Origin of the sequence: Pseudoneobacillus rhizosphaerae (assembly GCF_917563885.1) — a bacterium.
Lineage (GTDB): Bacteria > Bacillota > Bacilli > Bacillales > Cytobacillaceae > Pseudoneobacillus > Pseudoneobacillus rhizosphaerae.
Genome location: NZ_CAKJTG010000019.1, coordinates 25,219 through 44,533 on the forward strand (window position 1 = coordinate 25,219; position 19,315 = coordinate 44,533).

Sequence of the window (19,315 nt, forward strand, 5' to 3'; positions counted from 1 at the left end):
CATCCAATCTGATAAATAGACGGAGAAAGTTCGTTTAATTAGTGAATAGTGTTGAAAATAGCAAAAATAAACGGAGAGATTCCGCCTATTGACTTGAAAAGCGCTAAAAAGGGGGCTTTTGCTTTGCATAGTCGGAAAACCTCCCCTTATATTCCCCGAAACAGGCTCCATTCTAAATTTAACGGAAAATCCTCCGCTTATTTTAATTTTGCAGGTTTCGTGCAGCTTTTTAATAATCTGAACTTCCTATTTGGATACGCAAACTGCATGGCTCCTAATTAACCAATCTTTAATTAGTCCTTGGACTATTTTACGTTTTTCTATTTGAATCATATGACCAGCCTGATCTAAAATCGCAAAGGTAGCATTTGGGAATTTTTCAAGAAGATAAAAGTGATCTTTATATCCACAGATTGAATCTTGTTTTCCTAATATAATTAGTGCAGGATGTGGAAGCTTACTTACATCATTAAATGGTTCCTCAGAGAGAAAATACCCTGTTTCTCTCCAATTTGACATTAGAAAACTCTTATTGGCTAATAAACGGCCTGGTTGAATTTCGTTCAAAAAGTAACTAAGGTTCTCTTTATTTTGATAAATTATCAATGTTTCAAATGCTTTTCTTATATCAGGGTCCAATCCATTTAATAAAGCTTCATCTTTTGTAAAAACAATTTTTTTAGGTAGACTTCTTTCTTTCAAATGAAGTGCAGTAGCCAGTAAACAAATACTCTTTACTTTTTTGTGTTTTTGGTGCAAAACACCTTGTGCCAAATATCCACCAAACGAAAAACCGATAAGAGAAAATGCTTGGTTGGGAATTGTTTTATCAATAAAGTCTAAAATATTTAAAAGTATATCATCAGAAGACTTTAGATTTTCGTCAATGAAACTTAGGCCGTGTGCAGGTAAATCTATGTAAATTCTTTGATAACCCTGAATGTTTTCAAAAATAGGCTCTATCCATGTTTTCATAGATCTATGGTCTGTACCCATTGAATGGATGATTAATATTGGAAAACCACTTCCTACGATATCATAATAAATATTCCCATTTGTAACTAAGCAATTCATCAGATTATTTCTCCTTATTCATAACACTTTTATCAATACCCTTTGCCGGTTCACCTATATATTTCTGTAGAAAGTTTAAAAAACCCTTTTTAAACTGCTTATTAGATCATTTAGATACAACGCTGTAAACTTGTTCCATAAGTAAATGAGGGTTTTAGCCTATGCACTTGGATTAGGGGACCAACTTAAGCAACCAATCTGAAAAATAGGCGGAAAAATTTCGCTTAATGTGTAAATTGTATAGAAAATAGCAAAAATAGACGGAGAGATTCCGCTTATTGACTTAAAAAGCGCGAAAAATAGGGGCTTTTGTATTGCATAGTCGGAAAACCTCCCCTTATATTCCCTGAAACAAGCGCCATTCTAAATTTAACGGAAAATCCTCCGCTTATTTTAATTTCGCACGTTTGATAGGATTAATTTTCAATTGGAAGTAGGGAGGTGTTTGGATAATAGCATTTTTTTGTTTATCTTAAAAAATTAAGAAATTGTCAAAATTTAAGGAAAATTAATTTACAAATTTTTAGAATTTTAATAAACTAAAGATAGTTCTATCCTCAAATTCTTCTAAGAATTATTCTTTTATAGTAGATACTTCGCATAGTCTATATTTGTTTTTACATTCTTCAATGGAAGCCGCATTAAACTCTTTTTTCATTCACTCGCAAACACTCATTAATTTTATGAATCTGTCTGAAGTTTAAATGAATAAATAATAGAGATCATTCATTCAAGGTATCGATATGGATGCTTATGCTATTAAATGCCATGTTGTAGAAGTTTTGCATTTGAAGGTGATTATTTCAATATTCAAGTAGGTTATGAGGTAACAAATTTAATAGTACGAGAAATGGAGGAGAAATGATTTGGGATTTGAAGAAGAATACCAGACCTTTATGAATGCTCACTCACAAGCAAGAACTGGTGAACGGTTGCGGCGCTTACAAGAAGGCCATAGCCAGGCTGAAATGTTGTTTTTGAAGCAAGTGTGGTGGCCATTATTTTATCATTTCAGATATCTTCATCCAGAATATGAAGTCGATGATTTCAAGGATGGCAAAAGATATTTGGATTTTGCTTATATTCGTCCGGCCATCCGGATATGTTTTGAGGTCGACGGGTACGGTCCTCATCTTAAGAATATAAGCAGATGGCAATTTTCGGACAGCCTAGAGCGTCAAAATCAGTTGGTTATTGACGGTTGGACCGTGATCCGCTTTTCTTATGACCAAGTTAAAGAGCAGCCTCGTCGATGTCAACAATTCGTTCAGCAAGTAATTGGCCGATGGGTGGGTGATGAACTAGACTTTACCTCTCTATCTTTCGCCGAAAAGGAAGTGCTTAGGCTAGTGATTCGTAAAGGAGAAGCCATATCCCCTAGGGAAGTAGAAAACTATTTGAAGATAAGTGACAAGACGGTAAAAAAAGTACTTTCTCAACTAGTCGATAAAAAGATGCTGATCCCCGCATCCGGGATTATGAGGGTCCGTTCTTATCGTTTGGGGGACCAACTTAAGCAACCAATCTGAAAAATAGGCGGAAAAATTTCGCTTAATGTGTAAATTGTATAGAAAATAGCATAAATAGACGGAGATATTCCGCCTATTGACATCAAAAGCGTGAAAATGGAGGCTTTTGTCCTGCATAGTCGGAAAACCTCCCCTTATATTCCCCGAAAACAGGCTCCATTCTAAATTTAACGGAAAATCCTCCGCTATTTTCCTTCGCCGCTAGTTACCCAATGAAGCTTAGGATAAATATTTAAATGGAAGCAAGTTTTTTTGGTGCTAGGATTTAAGCATTCATAATTATCCTCATTTAAATCCATCCCGGTGAACTGTACCGGTGCTTTTTCCTGATATAAACTGGCTCCATAAATATAAAAAAACATATTATTATAGGATAAACTCTTACAGGAGTTGATCTTATTGGACAAACAAAATAGCAGATTTAGATGGATTGTTTTTATCACTGTATTATTTACTTATGTATTAATGTCGAGCCAGCGAACCGCACCGGGGTTGATTACTGACCAAATCATGATGGATTTTAAAGTAACAGCTACCACTATTGGGTTACTGACTAGTATTCAATTTTTTGTCTATACTAGCTTACAAATTCCGATGGGGATGATGGCGGATCGTTTTGGACCGAATTTTTTTCTCATTATCGGTGCCTTTTTAACCGGATTAGGTACGATTATTTATAGTCTTGGCACACATGAATTTGTATTATTTTTTGCTAGAATTTTAACCGGAATGGGGGATGCAACCATTTGGGTTAATATGGTGTTAATATTGGGCCAATGGTTTAATGCGAAGGAATTTACAAAGTTAATCGGTGTTACTGCCATGACTGGAAGCATCGGGTTCCTTGTAGCAACCGTTCCTTTCGCCTTATTTATTGACTTGCTTGGCTGGAGGCCAGCCTTTTTTTCAGTGGGTCTGTTGCTTTGCTTATGTCCAATACTGCTTTATTTTGTCCTAATAATGAGACCAAAACAGACGCTTTTTTTAAAAAGGGAAAAGGTACGTGAAAAAACAGGGGCTTTATTACGAAGGATTTTTACGAATCGGCAAGCATGGGCTTTATTCTTATGTCACTTTGGGATTGTTGGGACGTATGTTGGATTCATTAGTTCGTGGGGAGTACCATATGGGATGAACGTGTATGGAATGACACGTTCCGATGCAAGTCAGCTCATGATGATTGGATTGATCGGGGCACTTATTGGTGCACCGTTAGCTGGATGGATTTCCAGTCGATTAAATATGATAAAACGTCCTTATATCGTTGTTCATCTTATTCTATTGGTGACTTGGTCTGTCTTTCTTTTTTTCAAGGGGAATCCACCCTATATCTTATTGATCATGCTTTTCTTCATTATTGGTCTAGCCTATGGGGCAAATGCCTTAACCTTTGCTGCTGTTCGTCAAACGTTTCCAATAAAAGAAGCGGGCATTGTTTCTGGTTTCGCCAATACCGGCGGCTTCTTGAGTGCCGTATTGCTGCCAAGTATGTTTGGAGCTGTATTGGATTATTTTCAGCTTAGTACAGGTAGCATCGGTAAGGGATACTACTATGGCTTCATTATACCGGTGATTTTCTCCATGATTGGTTTGGTTGGAGTGGGTATGTTTAAGGAAAAGCGTAAAAGTAGGGAAAATGAGGGAGAAAAATTTATTTCATTGAATTAAAAGTGAAATGGTACTCACCTTTGGAAAGAGTATTTCAGATAATGTGGATTTAGGGAGACCCATAATATGGTTCTCCCTAATATTTATGCCATAATACACTTTTAAGTATGGGGTTAAAAAGAGTTTACGAATGAATCCCCAAATAAGGTATGTCCTTAGCCTATTGAATAATGAGACCACTCTGGATAAGTGTAAGTTTTTTACATATTCTAATTTGTATACTCTAATGGATAGGAGACAATGTCATGAAGACGATTATTAATCAGCCCGCTTTATTAGTTCTAGACGTGCAAAAAGGTTTTGACGATCCACATTGGGGAAAACGTAACAATAACCAGGCAGAGGAGAATATTCTAAAGCTTTTAACTGAATGGCGAAAACGAGGATGGGAGATTATTTATTCTCAGCATTTATCCTTGTTGCCTAATTCACCATTAAACTATCAAAATAAACTAGGTATCGAGTTTAAGGAGATTGTTAAGCCCTTACCTCATGAGGTTGTCTTTCAGAAAAATGTAAATAGTGCTTTCATTGGGACAAAATTAGGGAATTACCTTAAAGAAAAGCAAGTGAAAACGGTTGTGATAACAGGATTATCTACCCAACATTGTGTATCGACGACGACTAGGATGAGTGGGAATTTAGGGTATGATACCTATCTAGTGGAAGATGCAATTGCTGCATATGAGATTACTGATCACAATGGAACGTATCATAGTCCTGAGGATGTGCAAAAATCTGAAGTGGCTGCTTTACATAAAGAATTTGCGACGATCGTTAAGACACAAGAAGTATTGACCCAACTGCAGCAACTAAATTCACAATCTCAGTAAATCAATCATAAACAGCGCTGGAAGCACCAGCGCTGTTTTATTATCAATTTTTCTTCTGAGTATTCATCATTTGATGGAAGGGGCATTTGGATAAAGCAGTTTCATCATCGTGAAGAAAATACTGCTTCCATTCATAATTATCATCTTTACCATACGTATTCAAATCGGGATGAATGTTTATAGAGTCATAAAGTTCAAGTCTCTTTCGAACATGTTTTCGAATCTTTTTAGCGTATTCTTCCGATTTACCAAATTCGGTTAAAACCCATCTTGGCGTAATAGCTAACATATAGACATCAAAATGTCTGCTTTTTCTATTTTTGTGGGAAGGAGTGGCGCAGTACATAAAATACTGTTCCCCGTGATAACAAAACTCCCAAAGCGGTTTATGCGGATCTGTTGGAATGTGGTTTGGCCATTTTACTTGGTCCAATTCAGCAATTCCACTAAGATGTCTCCAGAAAATCTGTTCAAATTGTTCCACAGTATAGTTCTTTTGTAGATCACTAGGAGTCTCGAAAAATACAATGAGAGAGGTATAATCTCCATACTCTTGAGAATGATTGGTATAGGCTGATAAAAGCTGAGCGAGCTCCATTATCGAGGAGTCATTTCGTGGATCTCCTAGAAACCCATATCGTAGGTGGTTCAATGAAAATCCTTGAGTAGCAGGTATACAAGGAAATGGATGTTCTTTATCTTTCATTTTTGCTTCAAACTTTTCTAACGCATGTCTTTCCCATTGTTGTAATTGAATTTTGTTAGACGGTTCGTTCATAAACAGGTCTTTAATTTTCAACACCTCCCAAAGGCTCATACAGTATATTCACAGGGAACCCTCCTAGGTGATTAGACTCTGGTGAATTGGGCAGCAAGTTTCTAGAATGCTGCGGAACTGCTGAGATAGGGGGACTTCAAAATAAAACAGGAATCTTGAGAATCCATCCTTGCTTCCAATTTACTTTTTTAACAAGCTATTAAGCTAATCGTTCCAGTTAACTGTGAAAAAGCTTGAAAACGGTAACGAATAGATGCTAATCGTTACCGTAAACAGTCAAAAAGCAAGAAAACGGTAACGAATAGGGTCTAATCGTTCCCGTTAATAGCCGATATTTTCAATCGTTTTAAAAAATCTAATGGTGGCCATATTTCCTAAAGCAGGAAGTATGGCTTTTTTGTAGAACTTAAAAAATAAGGATAGTAGAAGGAAATGATTGGTAGCAAAAATTAGGTGATATAAAGTTAATTTGAGGCGTACATAGGGGATTTACCCAAATAAACGTAACCGCTTTAGATTAAAAAGGAGAGAAGTAGAAAAATGAACTACCACTTTAAACCCTGTAACATAGAAGATTGTAAAGAGTTAATTCAAGAATATGTCTCTATGTTACAATCCCCCTTTGATTCCTTTTTAGAGGAACATATTGTAAGCTCTAAGTTCTATTTGATCAAGGATAACGAAGAGGCAGTAGGTTATTATGCTATCTTTAAAAATGAGTTGCTTACTCAATTTTTCCTAAAGGCATCGATGTATAGTAAGAGTCAGGAAGTGTTAAAACAAGTACTAGCTAGCCACCCGGTATCTTCTATATTTGTGCCGACTTGCGATGAGTTTATGTTAAGTACCGTGTTGGATCAAGATTTCAAAATGACGAAACAAGCGTACTTTTTTCAAGATAGCCAAGTACCTGTTTCAGAAGATAAATTATTTCAAAATGGTCAATTAAGAAAAGCAGAACAAGTTGATGCCCAGCAAATAATCGATGTGAGTCAGGACTTTTTTGATCGATTAGATGAGAGAATTGAAGCGGGTGAAATGTTTGTTTTTATGAATGACCACCAACTATTAGGTGTAGGGATTATTGAAATAAGTCGATTACAATGTGGTTATGCAAGTGTAGGTATGTTTGTAAATGAGGCGTTTCGAAAGCAAGGGATTGGTCGAACAATCATTTATCGCTTAAAAGAGTGGTGCTATCAAAATCAAATAACACCGATTTGTGGTTGTTGGTACTACAACACAAACTCAAAATTAACTCTCGAAAGTGCGGGGATGGTTTCGAAAACTAGATTATTAAATTTTCAAGTTGGAAGAGACTGAGAAGTGGTGTAAAATTACACTATAAAGGATGCGATTACAAGTTCGGAGGGGGAATTATGAGACTATTTGTTTCTATCGTCACCATTATTGGTTTTAGTTTTGTTGGGTTTGTAGCTTTTATCATCGCCTCGTTTTCGAGGGATGCGGAGTTTTATCGCATTTTTGTTCCCGTCATTACAGTAGGTTTGATCACGATGATTATTCTAGCTATCTATGGAAAATTTAAAAATAGAATAGTTAGTAAGTGCTTATTCATATTTTTTACTTTAAGTACATTATCGGTGATAGGCTATGAGGGGTACCAAGCATATTTGAAAAGCTTAGAGGTAGTAAGTACGCAGGACGTAGATTTGTCTGAGTATCTTCCTTTTGCTGAGGATACAAAAGCGGTTTCATTAGAAGAGGCTTCCATTTTTAAAATTAAAGACAATCTGCCAACTTTAGATGGTTCAACCGCTTTATACCCTGTATATTCTGCATTTGCTCAAGCTGTTTACCCTGAAAAAGACTATCCGTTATATGACAGCGAGGTTGTTTCTAGTCAGACAGGTGAAGCGTTTGATCGTCTACTAAAAGGAAATGTGGATATTGTTTTTATGCCACATCCATCAGATAAACAGATGAAGACTGCTGAGAGCGTTGGCCGTGAATTAACCTTAACTCCCATTGGTCGAGAGGCATTTGTATTCTTTGTTCATTCTAAAAATCCGGTTAAGGAATTAACAATTAAACAGATTCAAGGAATATATGCAGGAGAAATCTCGAATTGGAATGAGGTTGGAGGAGAAAATGAAAAAATCCGCGCCTTTCAGCGGCCAGAAGGAAGCGGTAGTCAATCTGCCTTGATCAAGGTCATGAATGGTATTCCCTTGATGCACCCTCCTTCTGAAGATATTGTGTCGGCAATGGGGGGTATCATTAAAGAAACCACCAATTATAAAAACAGAACAAATGCGATTGGCTATTCATTCAGACATTTTTCACAGGAAATGGTTCAAAATGGAAAAATTAAAAATATCGCAATAAACGGGATTCTACCTACAGAGGAAACAATTAAAAATGATACTTATCCAATCGTTGCGGAGTTCTATGCGATAACGGCAGGAAGTGAAAATCCTTATATCGAAGCATTCATCAAATGGATGCAATCCGAACAAGGACAAAAAATCGTTGAACGTACCGGATATGTACCTCTATGAGGAATGGGTACGGTCTTCCGCTTCAAATGAAACGGAAGTACCGTACCATTTTTATTAATGGTTATTGCCTTTTATTATTATATTGGCACAATCTGTAAAATCTAGTAAAATAAATGGATAAGAGTGTAGTGTTAGAACCTTATACTCCCTGGACAAGTAAGGCTGATGGTAGAATATTTTATAGATGAGGGAAGAAATAGAAGAGAAAAGTCCTATTTAGGATTTTATGTAAGGAGCAAACAGATGATTTTAAAGATTCTATTTCCATTGTTGGCTGTATTGGGTGGTATGGCGGTCGCGATACAAGGTCAAATTAATGGTGGCTTAGGTAAAAAGGTTGGTGTTATAGAGGGTTCGTTTATCAGTTTTACAGTAGGATCATTAGCATTATTATTTATTTTACTATTTTTTGGTACAGGTAATATTTCTGCGATTGGTACAGTTCCGAAATGGCAATTAATAGGTGGTCTGCTCGGGGCTTTTTTCGTCATTGTTCAGGTTTTAGTCGTTCCAAAGATTGGGGTCTCAACCACTCTAATTGCGGTCATTGTTGGGCAGATTATCCTTGGAGCAGTGATTGATCATTTTGGCTTATTTGGAGGAAATCGTCTTCCCATTGACAAACAAAAAATGATTGCCATCGTGTTGCTGTTATTTTCTATAATTTTATATATAAAAAAATAGTTTTGAAACAATATGTGAACAGTCCTAGCTATAGGCTGTTCTTCTTTTTATCACATATGGTTGATATAGAATAGTAGTTGGTTTGAATATAAGTTAATCATTTTTAACAAATTTTACTAGATTACTGCACCTTATCGATTATAATTAAGATTAATAGAAATTATTTAAGTGGATGTGGACGAAATGAAGAATTTTTTAAGAACTGCTTACCAGTCCGACCATGCACTTGAAGTCATTTTTTCTTCATTGCGCTGGTTTTTTTTAGTCATATCAATTAGTGTTTTCACGATTCAATATGTTGAAAATCCAAATCAGTTAAAACTAAACCTATTCCTATCATTAGTTATCTTTGGATTTTTATATATGGGCATTTCTGATTATTACCTACATAAGTCACCTGAAGGGTCAAAGATGTATACTATCATGACTAAAGGTGGACCAGGGTTTGACCTTATTGCCTTTTCTGCACTTGTCCCTTTAACTGGTGGAGTCGAAAGTCCGTTGCTACCACTGGCTTATTTAATCATTTTACATGTAGCTGTTTATTGGAGATTTATTGGTGGGATCATCACAGCCATTTTATTTATTTTGATCTACTCGATTATTTTTTTCATTCAAGTTTCAGATGTCTACTCTTTATATAGTTTTATGATTTATTGTAGTCAAGTTTTCTTTTTGATTCTGATTGGTGGTTTAGGGGGCATTATTGTTTCAAGAGAAAGAAACCATCATTCAGAAAAAAACTTACTAGCGGAAGCTGCAAGTCGTGATTATCTGACGAATTTACTTAATCACCGCTCATTCCAGGAATATTTACGAAAAGATTTAGAAAACGGTATAGATTTTTACCTTGTCCTGACTGATATTGATAAGTTTAAATCCATTAATGATCAATATGGACATGTAATCGGAGATAAAGTATTACGTCAGATTGGGGCTATTATTTCTTCGATTATTCCAGAAAAACAGGGGGAAGTTTTCCGATATGGGGGGGAAGAGTTTGCTCTCATTCTTTACACGAATGAACACTATGAGGTGAACAAGCTTTTAGTTGAAATCAAACAATCGGTTTCCAATCATATCTTTTACAGTGAAGGTAAACCCTTTTCTGTCACAATGAGCTTTGGAAGTTGTAAACAAAACGGTGAAGAGCCAAATATATTAGTGGGTAAAGTTGATAAACTACTTTATCAGGCGAAGGACAAAGGAAGAAACCAAATTGTCTATTCGAATGTGGGGTAGAACAAGAAAAAGGAAACCATCCATCCAATGATTGGTTTTATAAAGGAGTTTTATATGAAACGAATAATTGTTGTAGCTTTGATTGGGATTATTCTTTTGCTATCTGTCTTTACATTAGACCAAACCTTCCCTCGTTCCTATCATCATTTGATTACTAGTAACACAAATTTAGGCCATGAGAAGGTTGATGGCTTATCTGTAAATGATGACTTTTACAGCAATAAATTATCAGAAAAATATGGGGATAAAACAAAACAAAGTCGTGATGTCAAAAACTACGATTATTTTAAGCTAAGTAATGGAATTGAGGTAGCAGTAAATAACAAAGGCAAAATTACAAGGTTTGTTGTAACTGACAGCGATTTTAAAACTGCTAAAGGAATAAAAATGTACGATGGTAAAAAGGCTATTGAACAAGCATACGGAAAAAATAACTATTTTCGAACAGAGCAAGGTGCAGATATTATCGGTTATGTCGATAAAAAAAGAAACCTATCCTTAGAATTTTGGCTATTTGATAACAAAGTGAATTTTTTTAGACTTGATAACAATTCTATGAAATAAAGTTAAGCAAAGTTGATTAGCTTTTATTTTTGATAATTTGGTTGTTGAATGTTCGGTTAGTTAGAATGCTTTGTTTACTTAATCACTTTTTCCTGTTGTAATTCAATTATTAAACCTCTTCTGCGTAGGTTGCGTTTATATACAGTAAATTGATCCGATGCAACGAGTAACCAATTGATTAATCAGTTGATGAAAATGATTTCTGTGGATTTTTTTAAAAATGGAAAAAAAATCCTGAAAATGAACCATCTGTCATTTATTGTTAATGACAGATGGTTCATTTATTTTTTCAAGAAGTGTGTGCTAGGTTGCATAGCTTACTAGATGTATTAGTGACATTCGTTATCCTGTTCGTTGCGCTTCTTACGTAATAAAAGTGATTATCCACAATAGAATGACAGTCGATTTAGCAAAAAAGAGCTAGATTCGCGTGGTCTGACACCCATGATCTCAAGCTAATACACGGTGATATTTGACAATGATTGTAAAATATTCTATTGTTGATATATCAACGTTGTGTAATCAACGAGTGTGAGGAAGGTGAAAACCTTTTGAATTTAGAAGAGAATATTGGAATTTTGGTTCGTAATGCACATTTAAACATTTCAAATTATGTAAAGAAACAGTTAGAACCTTTTCATCTTGCTCCAGAACAAAATTTAATCATGTTGATGCTTTGGAAGAAAGATGGAATTTCACCAAACGAATTTTCTTTTAAACTGAATAAAGATAAAGCCAACATTGCACGAATGATTGCCAGTTTGGAAAAGAAAGGATACATCACAAAGGAAGATGACCCTTCAGACAAACGAACCTTTAAAGTTCACTTAACTGAAGAGGGCAAACACCTTGAGAGTTTGGTATTACCTGTTCTTAGAAAAACCCATCAAACTGTTATAAATGGAATATCTGAGGAACAATTAGTTGAGTTACAAAATTTGATTTCAAAAATGATTAACAATTCTTTAGGAGGTAATGAGTAGTGAACATCGTTGCAATCGTAGGAAGTTTAAGAAAAGATTCATATAATATGCAATTAGCTAAAACAATGCAAGAACGATATAAGGGGAAATTAAATATTAAAATTGCCGACATCGGTTCTTTGCCTCATTTTGACCAAGACGAAGAAAACAACCCACCGCAACCTGTAAAGGAGTTTAAAGATGCGATTGCAAATGCTGATGGGGTTATGATTATTACGCCAGAATATAATTGGTCTGTACCTGGTGTTTTAAAGAACGCTTTAGATTGGGCTTCTAGGGTGGACAAAGTATTCATCGGTAAACCAGTAATGACACTTGGCGCAACCATGGGAATGCTGGGAACCGTTCGTGCTCAAATGCATTTACGAGAAATATTAGTATCCCCGGGTATTCAGGCTAAGATACTTCCACCAGGAGGAAATGAGGTCCTAATTGGTTTTGCAAATCAAAAATTCGATGAACAAACACATCAATTAGTCGAGGAAGGAACGCTTAATTTCTTGGATAGTAAAGTAGAAGCGTTTGTTGATTTTGTAAAGTTAGTATAGATAAACAAGGGGCCGATACTTTAAACTATTAATAGCTTAAACATAAATTGAAATAAAAAAATCATAGAGCCGAAAAATATACAATATTTCATGCATTTTTGTATATTTAGGCTCTATTTGTATTTCAAAAAATATTCTATCATAAACAGCATTTCTTGATATGTTAAGTCTTAAGCATAGTGGTAATTTACAGTAATATCATATCGAAAGAAATACAATTGCAAACAATTTGTTAAATAAACGGAAGAATGCAAATAATCTATGCATAGCTACTTCCTTCTTCCGCCCAACCTTAATAATTATCAACTAATTAGGATTCTAAAAGTGTTCGTCTACCATTTTGTAAATGTTCTTCTATTTTCTGTACAACTTCCTCAGCATTACCTTTTTCTAGCTCTTCTAAAATCGATAAATGTTCCTCATAGGTTTGCCTTAATCGAATCTCTTTTTTCTTTAAGACTTCATTTCCATAAAATTTTAATTTGTCTCTTATACTTTTAAACATTTCTAGCATCTGCTCATTTTCAATGAACTCCATTAATTTGAGGTGGAACATCATATCATATTCAAGTGACAAATTGGTATCTTCACTTTTTACATACTCGTATTGCTTTATTAAGATGTCGTGCAGTTCTACAAGTTGCTGTTTTTTTATATTTTTTGAAAGTTTACGTAATGCAAATGATTCAAGCGCCATTCTTATCTCATACACTTCATTGATTTGTTTTACAGAGATATCACATATATAGATACCCTGCTTTGGGTGAATACGTAAAATCCCATCAAGTTCTAAACGTTGAAGGGCGGATCGGATAGGAGTACGGCTCATTTCCAACTGCTCACTAAGAAAACCTTCAGAAAGAAATTCTCCTGGTACCAAATCTCCATTCACAATGAGTTTTTTGATTTTTTCATAAGCTTGATCTTTTAGAAATGTTTTGTTTGGTTTTTTTAAGTTCATTTTATCTATCCCTTTAATGTAATTAATGCCATACGATATTATTAATAAATTAATATTAACTATAAATTATACCATTCTTCATGTAAGTATATTTTATTATATCGGACACTCAGATAATAATAAATATTCAGAATCTATTGACAACTCATATTTTTCTGTTGTATACATGTAGTATACAACATGAATGTGTCTTAACATACGAATTAGGTAACGGTCTGATATTAAAAGAAGGGAGGAACGCCATGAAATTCGTAAATTCAACCATTTCAAGACCTAATCGTGAAGAGAGTACTCAATCGATTAACCTATCTGACCTAGTGAATGTATTTTCTTAAATTTTTTTAATTCATTTACAGAAAAATTAAAGGGGATGAGCAAATGGAAAATCTGATAAATAGATATGTCTCTATTATTCAGGTTCCTGGCATAAGAAAATTTTCCAATATGGTTGTCGATTATCCTAATGCAATCAATCTAACTCTTGGCCAACCTGATTTTCCGACACCTAATCATATTAAAGAAGCAGCAATCTTAGCTATAAGGAGAGACCAAACATCTTATACGCATAATGCTGGGTTATTAAAACTTAGAGAAGTTGCTGCTGATTATGTATTTCAAAAATATAAGCTCTCATACAATCCTGTGGATGAAATTATCGTAACTAACGGTGCGACTGAAGCAATTGATATTGCCTTTCGGAGCATTCTACAAGAGGGGAGCGAAGTAATTCTCCCAGCGCCTATTTATCCTGGGTATGAACCGCTAATCACTTTATGTGGAGCTATTCCAGTTTACGTTGACACATCACAAAATTCTTTCCAACTAACTGCGGAGATGATCATGAGTAAACTCTCGGATAGAACACGATGCATCGTCCTTTGCTCACCTTCCAATCCTACAGGGAGTATGTTAAGCAAAGAAGAGATTATTAAGATTGCTGATGTAGTAAGAGATAAGAAGATCTTTATTGTTTCGGATGAAATCTATAGTGAATTGACTTATGATAATCAGCACTTCTCTATTGCTTCTGTTCCAGGCATGCGGGAGAAAACCATTGTTGTAAATGGACTTGCGAAATCACATGCCATGACGGGATGGAGAATTGGTTTTACTTTCGCTCCTTCCTATCTATCTAGTGAAATGCTAAAAGTTCATCTTTACAATTCAGTTTGTGCAAGTACAGTGAGCCAGCATGCAGCCATAGAAGCTCTAACCAATGGAATGGACGATCCAGTTGAAATGGTTGTCGAATATAGAAAAAGAAGAGATTACGTCTGTGAGCGACTTATTAGCATGGGGTTAGAAATAGATAAGCCAGATGGGGCCTTTTATGTATTCCCCTCGATTAAACATACAAAAATGACTTCATTTGACTTTTCACTAAGGTTGCTCAAAGAGGCAGGTGTGGCCGTTGTCCCCGGGGATTCGTTTTCAGGTGGGGGAGAAGGTTACATAAGAATGTCATTTGCAGCTTCAATTGAAATGCTCGAAGAAGGATTAAACCGAATGGAACGATTTATCCATTCTAATTTAGTAAGCCAATAAATTCACACCAGTAAAAAGGGAAATAACAAGGGGGAATTTTATGTACAATAAAATTTACAAAATGGCAACTTCTGAAAAAGTGGAAGCGTTTACTCGAGCTCTTGTTAGTATTAAAAGTATTAATGGAACCATTGGTGAGGTGGAAGTGGCGAACTTTATAAAAGAAACACTTTTAAGTTTTCCATATTTTCAACAAAACCCATGCCAAATATGGGAACAGCTTATTCCGAATGATCCACTAGGACGGAAGAATATATTTGCTATAGTCAAAGGGAAGTCTGAGAAGAAAGAAACTATTATTTTCCATTCCCATTTGGATACAGTAGGAATTGAAGATTTTAGTAGTATTAAAAAAGATGCGTTGACTCCAGATGCACTAGAGGATTTTTTCAAAAGGTATGAATTTGACAAAGATGTACAAAAAGATGCCCAGTCGGGAGAATGGCTATTTGGAAGAGGAGCCCTTGATATGAAAAGCGGGATTGCCGTTCATCTTGCTAATGTTCTCCATTTCTCTGAATATCCAGAAGAATTAGCAGGTAATATTTTGTTAATGGTAAATCCTGATGAAGAGAGTCAGCATAAAGGAATTATATCTGCTATAACTGAGTTGAATCGATTGAATGAGGAAGATGGGTTGTCTTTTATTGCAGCCATTAATGATGACTTTATTACCCCTTTATATGATAATGACCCCCACCGCTATATCTACACGGGGACAGCTGGAAAGCTACTGCCATGTTTCTATATTTATGGCCGAGAAGCCCATGTTGGTGATACGTTAACAGGTATTGATCCGAACTTTATCGCCAGTGAAATAACGAGGCGTGTCCATAATAACCTAGAACTGGCCGAAAATATTGAGGGTGAGTTGGTTCTTCCACCTACTTGTTTGTATCAGCGAGACACAAAAGAGTTTTACAATGTACAAACGGCAACAAGTAGTTACCTATATTTTAATTACTTTATTTATAAAGCAACTACGAAAGAAATCATGGAAAAGCTTTTGGGTGTGACAGTGGATGCCTGCAAGGAAACGGAACAAGTTCTTAAAAAGCACTATCTCGACTTTCTAGAGCGAATAGGTTTACCTCCAAAAACATTATCTTGGAACATTGAAATAACGAGCTTATCTGATTATATCAATGAGTTAGAAAGTATCGGTATTCCTACTTCTGAAGTTACAAGGAAGGTGCTCGATGAGAATAAGAATATGGAGCCAAGAATGCTTTGTTTCAAGTTGGTAGAAGCATTGCAAGAACTTGATTCGAATAAAAAACCGATGGTGATTATCTTCTTTGCACCACCTTATCTTCCACATAACTATTTAAATCCTGAGATCGAAAGGGATGCGAAATTGGAAGAAGTGCTAAAAGAAATTTTGAATGAAATGGCAGAAGAGACAAACGAGAAATTCTTATTAAAAAAATTCTTCCCTTATTTGGCAGATGGTAGTTTTTTATCCTTGCATGAAACCGATGAGGAGATTCTTTCATTAGTAAATAATTTCCCAGAATGGGATTCTATCTATCCATTGCCTATTAATGAAATTAGAAATCTTAATATTCCGTCTATTAATATAGGAGTCTATGGAAAAGACGGACATAAGTGGACCGAACGGGTATATAAACCTTATACGTTTAACGTCTTACCTAGACTTATTCAAAAAGTAACCCTTCAGCTGTTAAAAAATAGTGATAAAGTATTAGTGTAAAATACTCGATTATTATCTATTATTTTATTAAAAACTAATTAGACAATTTTTTTCCTTAAATAGAAATGGCATAAGCAGGTATATAATTTTCCGAATAATCCCTATTTTTAAACTTGTTCATTATTATTAATAATCTAAAAATTACGAAACTAGTATTAGATACAAGGAGGGAATAATGGAGCTTAAATATGGTGATAAATTAATTGTTTATGAACCCAAAAACCTGATTGTTATGGGATTTACCCCTAGAGATGAGAAGGTAATAAATGAACTATTTGTAGCATTAAGAAAAATCGGCGGTGTTATTCCGGATAAAACACCAATGACATATCCTTTAGCAGTTGAACTTTTGACAACTAAAGAGGAAATATTTGTAGTAGGAAATGATACGAACGGCGAAGTAGAATATTTAATTATTTCTTTAAATGGAGATATTTATATTGGGGTTGGCAGCGATCATGCTGATAAAAATATAGAGTCTTTAAATATTCATAAATCGAAACAGTTGTGTGCTAAACATATGTGTAATGAGGTATGGAAATGGAGTGAAGTGAAAGATCATTGGGATAAAGTAGTTTTGGAATCAAGATACATTGTTAACGGAGTAGAAGAACTTTACCAAAAAAATATTGCAGAAGTCATGATTCGCCCTGAGAATATTATTCAATCAGTAGAGGACTTTTATCATAAAAAAATATCAGATTTTGACTGTGTTATTTTTTCTGGTAGTATACCAACTCTAGACGGGTTCAGGTATGGAGAACATTTTAAATACTCCTTATTTGATCCAGTTAAAAACAGGAAAATCAGTTCAGAGTATTCCATTAAAATATTATAAAAAATAATGTTATAGTGCAAATCAGATCTAAGCCCTCACAAGGTTTTATGGAGTATATACAAGGAAAAGGAAGTGGAGAACATAGAAACGATTACGAATATTAACAATAATATTGTAAAAAAGAAATGGTATGACAGAATTCCAAGTACTGTAGTGTTCTTGTTTTTTACCTTAATTATCGGGGCTATTGCAACCTATCTTATTCCAGCTGGGAAATTTGTAAGAGTTGTAGATGAAAAAACGGGTGTAACTAAAATTGATCCTAACTCCTTTCATTATGTAGACTCTGCTCCTGTAGGTTTTCTTGATATTTTTAAAAGTATCTACACTGGTTTAGTAGAAGGCGGAGGTATCATTTTCTTAGTATTCCTTGGATATTTTTGGGTATATACGATGCTTAAAACAGGTGCATTCAATGCAGTGATTGGTAAGATTATTAATAACAGTAAGCTCCGTAGCTTATATATTCCTATTTTTATTATTCTTTTCACGTTAGCTGGTTCTACTTATGGAGAACTGACTGCGTCATATGGCTTGATCCCTCTATTCATAGGATTGGCCATGATGATGAGACATGATGCCATAATAGGGATTGCTATATGTGGTATGGCTTGTGCGATTGGGTCAGCTGTTGCAACATCCAATCCATATACAACAGCCTTAGCACAAAATATTGCAGAATTGCCTATGTATTCGGGACAAGGGTTAAAATGGTTATCGATGGTTGCATTTCTAATACCAACGATTTGGTATACAACAAGATACGCGAATAAAATTAAAAACGATACTTCCCAGAGTCTTGTAAATGATTTAGATTTTACTAGCTTTAAGTTTAATGAGGCAGAAATCAATAATTTGCAAGATTCTAAAATGACATTGACACAAAAAGTAGTCCTAGGAGTCTTCTTGCTATCAATCGTTGCAATCGTAGCGGGGTCTGTCCTTTGGAAGTTCGGTCTGACAGAAGTAGCGATGGTCTATTTAATGGGTGCTTTAGTGATGTCATTCGTAGCTAGATTTTCCGCTGATCAAATAGCAGAAAACTTCTGTAAAGCATGTTCTGAAATCATGATGGTTGTCATTTTAATTGGATTAGCAAGAAGTGTTTTAATTATCCTTACGAATGCAGATATTATTGATTCGATTGTTTATGGACTTTATCAGCCTATAAAAGATTTACCACCGTGGGCAAGTGCTCAAGGCATGCTGGTGATGCAAACCCTATTAAACTTTGTCATTCCATCTGGAACGGGCCAAGCCGTTACGGTAATGCCAATCATGGTTCCATTAGCAGATTTATCAGAAGTTACAAGACAAACAGCAGTTATGGCCTTTACTTACGGAGAAGGTTTCTCTAATCTTTTATACCCAACTGCTCATATTGGTATCATGCTAGGAATAGCTAAAATTCCTTTTGGAAGATGGTTTAAATTTTTCATGCCGTTATTTGGAATTTTATTCGTCATTCAGATGATATTCGTATTAATTGCTGTTATAACTAATTACGGTCCTTTCTAACAATAGATCAGCGGAATTCTTCGCCTATAGTTTGTCGATTGGATTCATATTCAGTGGAATATTACATTATTAATAACTATTATACTAGTATAGATGACTATTTTTTCCAGACTATTATTAGGCACTCTTATGGATGAATAATTATTAATTTATAAAAATCAGAAACCAACTGGTCTCTGATTTTTTTGTTGCTTAAGAAATTAAAAAAACACGCTTGAGGATCGAACATGGTTAGAATCGTCCCTGTGTTTTTATTTTGGTTATGTTATATTAAGGAAGAATAAGGCAGGGGAGAGTACACTATCATTTCGGGA

The 19,315-nt window shown here is 35.0% G+C and carries 17 protein-coding genes; 14 read left to right on the forward strand and 3 right to left on the reverse strand.

Annotated elements, in window-relative coordinates; genetic code table 11:
* Nucleotides 1–246 precede the first annotated feature (246 nt).
* Nucleotides 247–1,074 (reverse strand): alpha/beta fold hydrolase, encoded by an 828-nt coding sequence (locus LRP83_RS15740; protein ID WP_230497642.1) that lies wholly within the window; start codon nucleotides 1,072–1,074, stop codon nucleotides 247–249.
* Nucleotides 1,075–1,940: 866 nt separating this feature from the next.
* Here LRP83_RS15740 and LRP83_RS15745 point away from each other — a divergent pair.
* The 3 genes from LRP83_RS15745 to LRP83_RS15755 all read left to right on the forward strand — a co-directional run bounded on the left by LRP83_RS15745 (nucleotide 1,941) and on the right by LRP83_RS15755 (nucleotide 5,104).
* Nucleotides 1,941–2,603, forward strand: coding sequence for a DNA-binding response regulator (locus tag LRP83_RS15745; RefSeq protein ID WP_230497643.1), 663 nt, complete (start codon nucleotides 1,941–1,943; stop codon nucleotides 2,601–2,603).
* A gap of 399 nt (nucleotides 2,604–3,002) precedes the next feature.
* On the forward strand, nucleotides 3,003–4,271 hold the full coding sequence (locus tag LRP83_RS15750; protein WP_230497644.1) for an MFS transporter: 1,269 nt from the start codon (nucleotides 3,003–3,005) through the stop codon (nucleotides 4,269–4,271).
* A gap of 245 nt (nucleotides 4,272–4,516) precedes the next feature.
* A complete protein-coding gene (locus LRP83_RS15755) occupies nucleotides 4,517–5,104 on the forward strand; it encodes a cysteine hydrolase family protein (RefSeq protein WP_230497645.1) in 588 nt (195 codons plus the stop codon).
* Between the two features lie 43 nt (nucleotides 5,105–5,147).
* Here LRP83_RS15755 and LRP83_RS15760 read toward each other — a convergent pair whose 3' ends face one another.
* Nucleotides 5,148–5,882, reverse strand: coding sequence for a YqcI/YcgG family protein (locus LRP83_RS15760; protein ID WP_230497701.1), 735 nt, complete (start codon nucleotides 5,880–5,882; stop codon nucleotides 5,148–5,150).
* A gap of 540 nt (nucleotides 5,883–6,422) precedes the next feature.
* Between LRP83_RS15760 and LRP83_RS15765 the strand changes: the two genes are divergently transcribed.
* The 7 genes from LRP83_RS15765 to LRP83_RS15795 all read left to right on the forward strand — a co-directional run bounded on the left by LRP83_RS15765 (nucleotide 6,423) and on the right by LRP83_RS15795 (nucleotide 12,425).
* The gene (locus LRP83_RS15765; RefSeq protein WP_230497646.1) at nucleotides 6,423–7,205 is read left to right on the forward strand and encodes a GNAT family N-acetyltransferase; all 783 of its coding nucleotides are present in this window, start codon (nucleotides 6,423–6,425) and stop codon (nucleotides 7,203–7,205) included.
* Between the two features lie 56 nt (nucleotides 7,206–7,261).
* A complete protein-coding gene (locus LRP83_RS15770; RefSeq protein ID WP_230497647.1) occupies nucleotides 7,262–8,404 on the forward strand; it encodes a PstS family phosphate ABC transporter substrate-binding protein in 1,143 nt (380 codons plus the stop codon).
* Between the two features lie 243 nt (nucleotides 8,405–8,647).
* On the forward strand, nucleotides 8,648–9,088 hold the full coding sequence (locus LRP83_RS15775; protein ID WP_230497648.1) for a DMT family transporter: 441 nt from the start codon (nucleotides 8,648–8,650) through the stop codon (nucleotides 9,086–9,088).
* A gap of 183 nt (nucleotides 9,089–9,271) precedes the next feature.
* Entirely contained in the window at nucleotides 9,272–10,330 is a 1,059-nt protein-coding gene (locus LRP83_RS15780) for a GGDEF domain-containing protein (RefSeq protein WP_230497649.1), read from the forward strand.
* 54 nt (nucleotides 10,331–10,384) lie between these two features.
* Nucleotides 10,385–10,894 carry a hypothetical protein gene (locus LRP83_RS15785; protein ID WP_230497650.1) on the forward strand — a complete coding sequence of 170 codons (510 nt, stop codon included), beginning with the start codon at nucleotides 10,385–10,387 and terminating at the stop codon, nucleotides 10,892–10,894.
* A 551-nt stretch (nucleotides 10,895–11,445) separates the two neighbouring features.
* Nucleotides 11,446–11,877: a MarR family winged helix-turn-helix transcriptional regulator gene (locus LRP83_RS15790; RefSeq protein ID WP_230497651.1), complete on the forward strand. Its 432-nt coding sequence runs from the start codon at nucleotides 11,446–11,448 to the stop codon at nucleotides 11,875–11,877.
* Complete coding sequence (locus LRP83_RS15795; RefSeq protein WP_230497652.1) at nucleotides 11,877–12,425, forward strand: NADPH-dependent FMN reductase; 549 nt, start codon at nucleotides 11,877–11,879, stop codon at nucleotides 12,423–12,425. Before LRP83_RS15790 ends, LRP83_RS15795 begins: the two co-directional genes overlap by 1 nt.
* Before the next feature lie 310 nt (nucleotides 12,426–12,735).
* Here LRP83_RS15795 and LRP83_RS15800 read toward each other — a convergent pair whose 3' ends face one another.
* Nucleotides 12,736–13,386, reverse strand: coding sequence for a GntR family transcriptional regulator (locus LRP83_RS15800; RefSeq protein WP_230497653.1), 651 nt, complete (start codon nucleotides 13,384–13,386; stop codon nucleotides 12,736–12,738).
* Nucleotides 13,387–13,764: 378 nt separating this feature from the next.
* Between LRP83_RS15800 and LRP83_RS15805 the strand changes: the two genes are divergently transcribed.
* The 4 genes from LRP83_RS15805 to LRP83_RS15820 all read left to right on the forward strand — a co-directional run bounded on the left by LRP83_RS15805 (nucleotide 13,765) and on the right by LRP83_RS15820 (nucleotide 19,001).
* Nucleotides 13,765–14,931: an aminotransferase A gene (locus tag LRP83_RS15805; protein WP_230497654.1), complete on the forward strand. Its 1,167-nt coding sequence runs from the start codon at nucleotides 13,765–13,767 to the stop codon at nucleotides 14,929–14,931.
* A 40-nt stretch (nucleotides 14,932–14,971) separates the two neighbouring features.
* Nucleotides 14,972–16,645 (forward strand): M20/M25/M40 family metallo-hydrolase, encoded by a 1,674-nt coding sequence (locus LRP83_RS15810; protein ID WP_230497655.1) that lies wholly within the window; start codon nucleotides 14,972–14,974, stop codon nucleotides 16,643–16,645.
* Nucleotides 16,646–16,820: 175 nt separating this feature from the next.
* Complete coding sequence (locus LRP83_RS15815; protein ID WP_230497656.1) at nucleotides 16,821–17,483, forward strand: DUF2848 family protein; 663 nt, start codon at nucleotides 16,821–16,823, stop codon at nucleotides 17,481–17,483.
* Between the two features lie 72 nt (nucleotides 17,484–17,555).
* Nucleotides 17,556–19,001 (forward strand): YfcC family protein, encoded by a 1,446-nt coding sequence (locus LRP83_RS15820; RefSeq protein ID WP_230497657.1) that lies wholly within the window; start codon nucleotides 17,556–17,558, stop codon nucleotides 18,999–19,001.
* Nucleotides 19,002–19,315: the final 314 nt, after the last annotated feature.

Excerpts from the sequence above, each read along its gene's own strand:
- LRP83_RS15785 (WP_230497650.1), top strand. The coding sequence starts at position 10,385 with ATGAAACGAATAATTGTTGTAGCTTTGATTGGGATTATTCTTTTGCTA.
- LRP83_RS15800 (WP_230497653.1), bottom strand. The coding sequence starts at position 13,386 with ATGAACTTAAAAAAACCAAACAAAACATTTCTAAAAGATCAAGCTTAT.
- LRP83_RS15810 (WP_230497655.1), top strand. The coding sequence starts at position 14,972 with ATGTACAATAAAATTTACAAAATGGCAACTTCTGAAAAAGTGGAAGCG.
- LRP83_RS15815 (WP_230497656.1), top strand. The coding sequence starts at position 16,821 with ATGGAGCTTAAATATGGTGATAAATTAATTGTTTATGAACCCAAAAAC.
- LRP83_RS15760 (WP_230497701.1), bottom strand. The coding sequence starts at position 5,882 with ATGAACGAACCGTCTAACAAAATTCAATTACAACAATGGGAAAGACAT.
- LRP83_RS15770 (WP_230497647.1), top strand. The coding sequence starts at position 7,262 with ATGAGACTATTTGTTTCTATCGTCACCATTATTGGTTTTAGTTTTGTT.
- LRP83_RS15740 (WP_230497642.1), bottom strand. The coding sequence starts at position 1,074 with ATGAATTGCTTAGTTACAAATGGGAATATTTATTATGATATCGTAGGA.
- LRP83_RS15765 (WP_230497646.1), top strand. The coding sequence starts at position 6,423 with ATGAACTACCACTTTAAACCCTGTAACATAGAAGATTGTAAAGAGTTA.
- LRP83_RS15775 (WP_230497648.1), top strand. The coding sequence starts at position 8,648 with ATGATTTTAAAGATTCTATTTCCATTGTTGGCTGTATTGGGTGGTATG.
- LRP83_RS15755 (WP_230497645.1), top strand. The coding sequence starts at position 4,517 with ATGAAGACGATTATTAATCAGCCCGCTTTATTAGTTCTAGACGTGCAA.
- LRP83_RS15805 (WP_230497654.1), top strand. The coding sequence starts at position 13,765 with ATGGAAAATCTGATAAATAGATATGTCTCTATTATTCAGGTTCCTGGC.
- LRP83_RS15780 (WP_230497649.1), top strand. The coding sequence starts at position 9,272 with ATGAAGAATTTTTTAAGAACTGCTTACCAGTCCGACCATGCACTTGAA.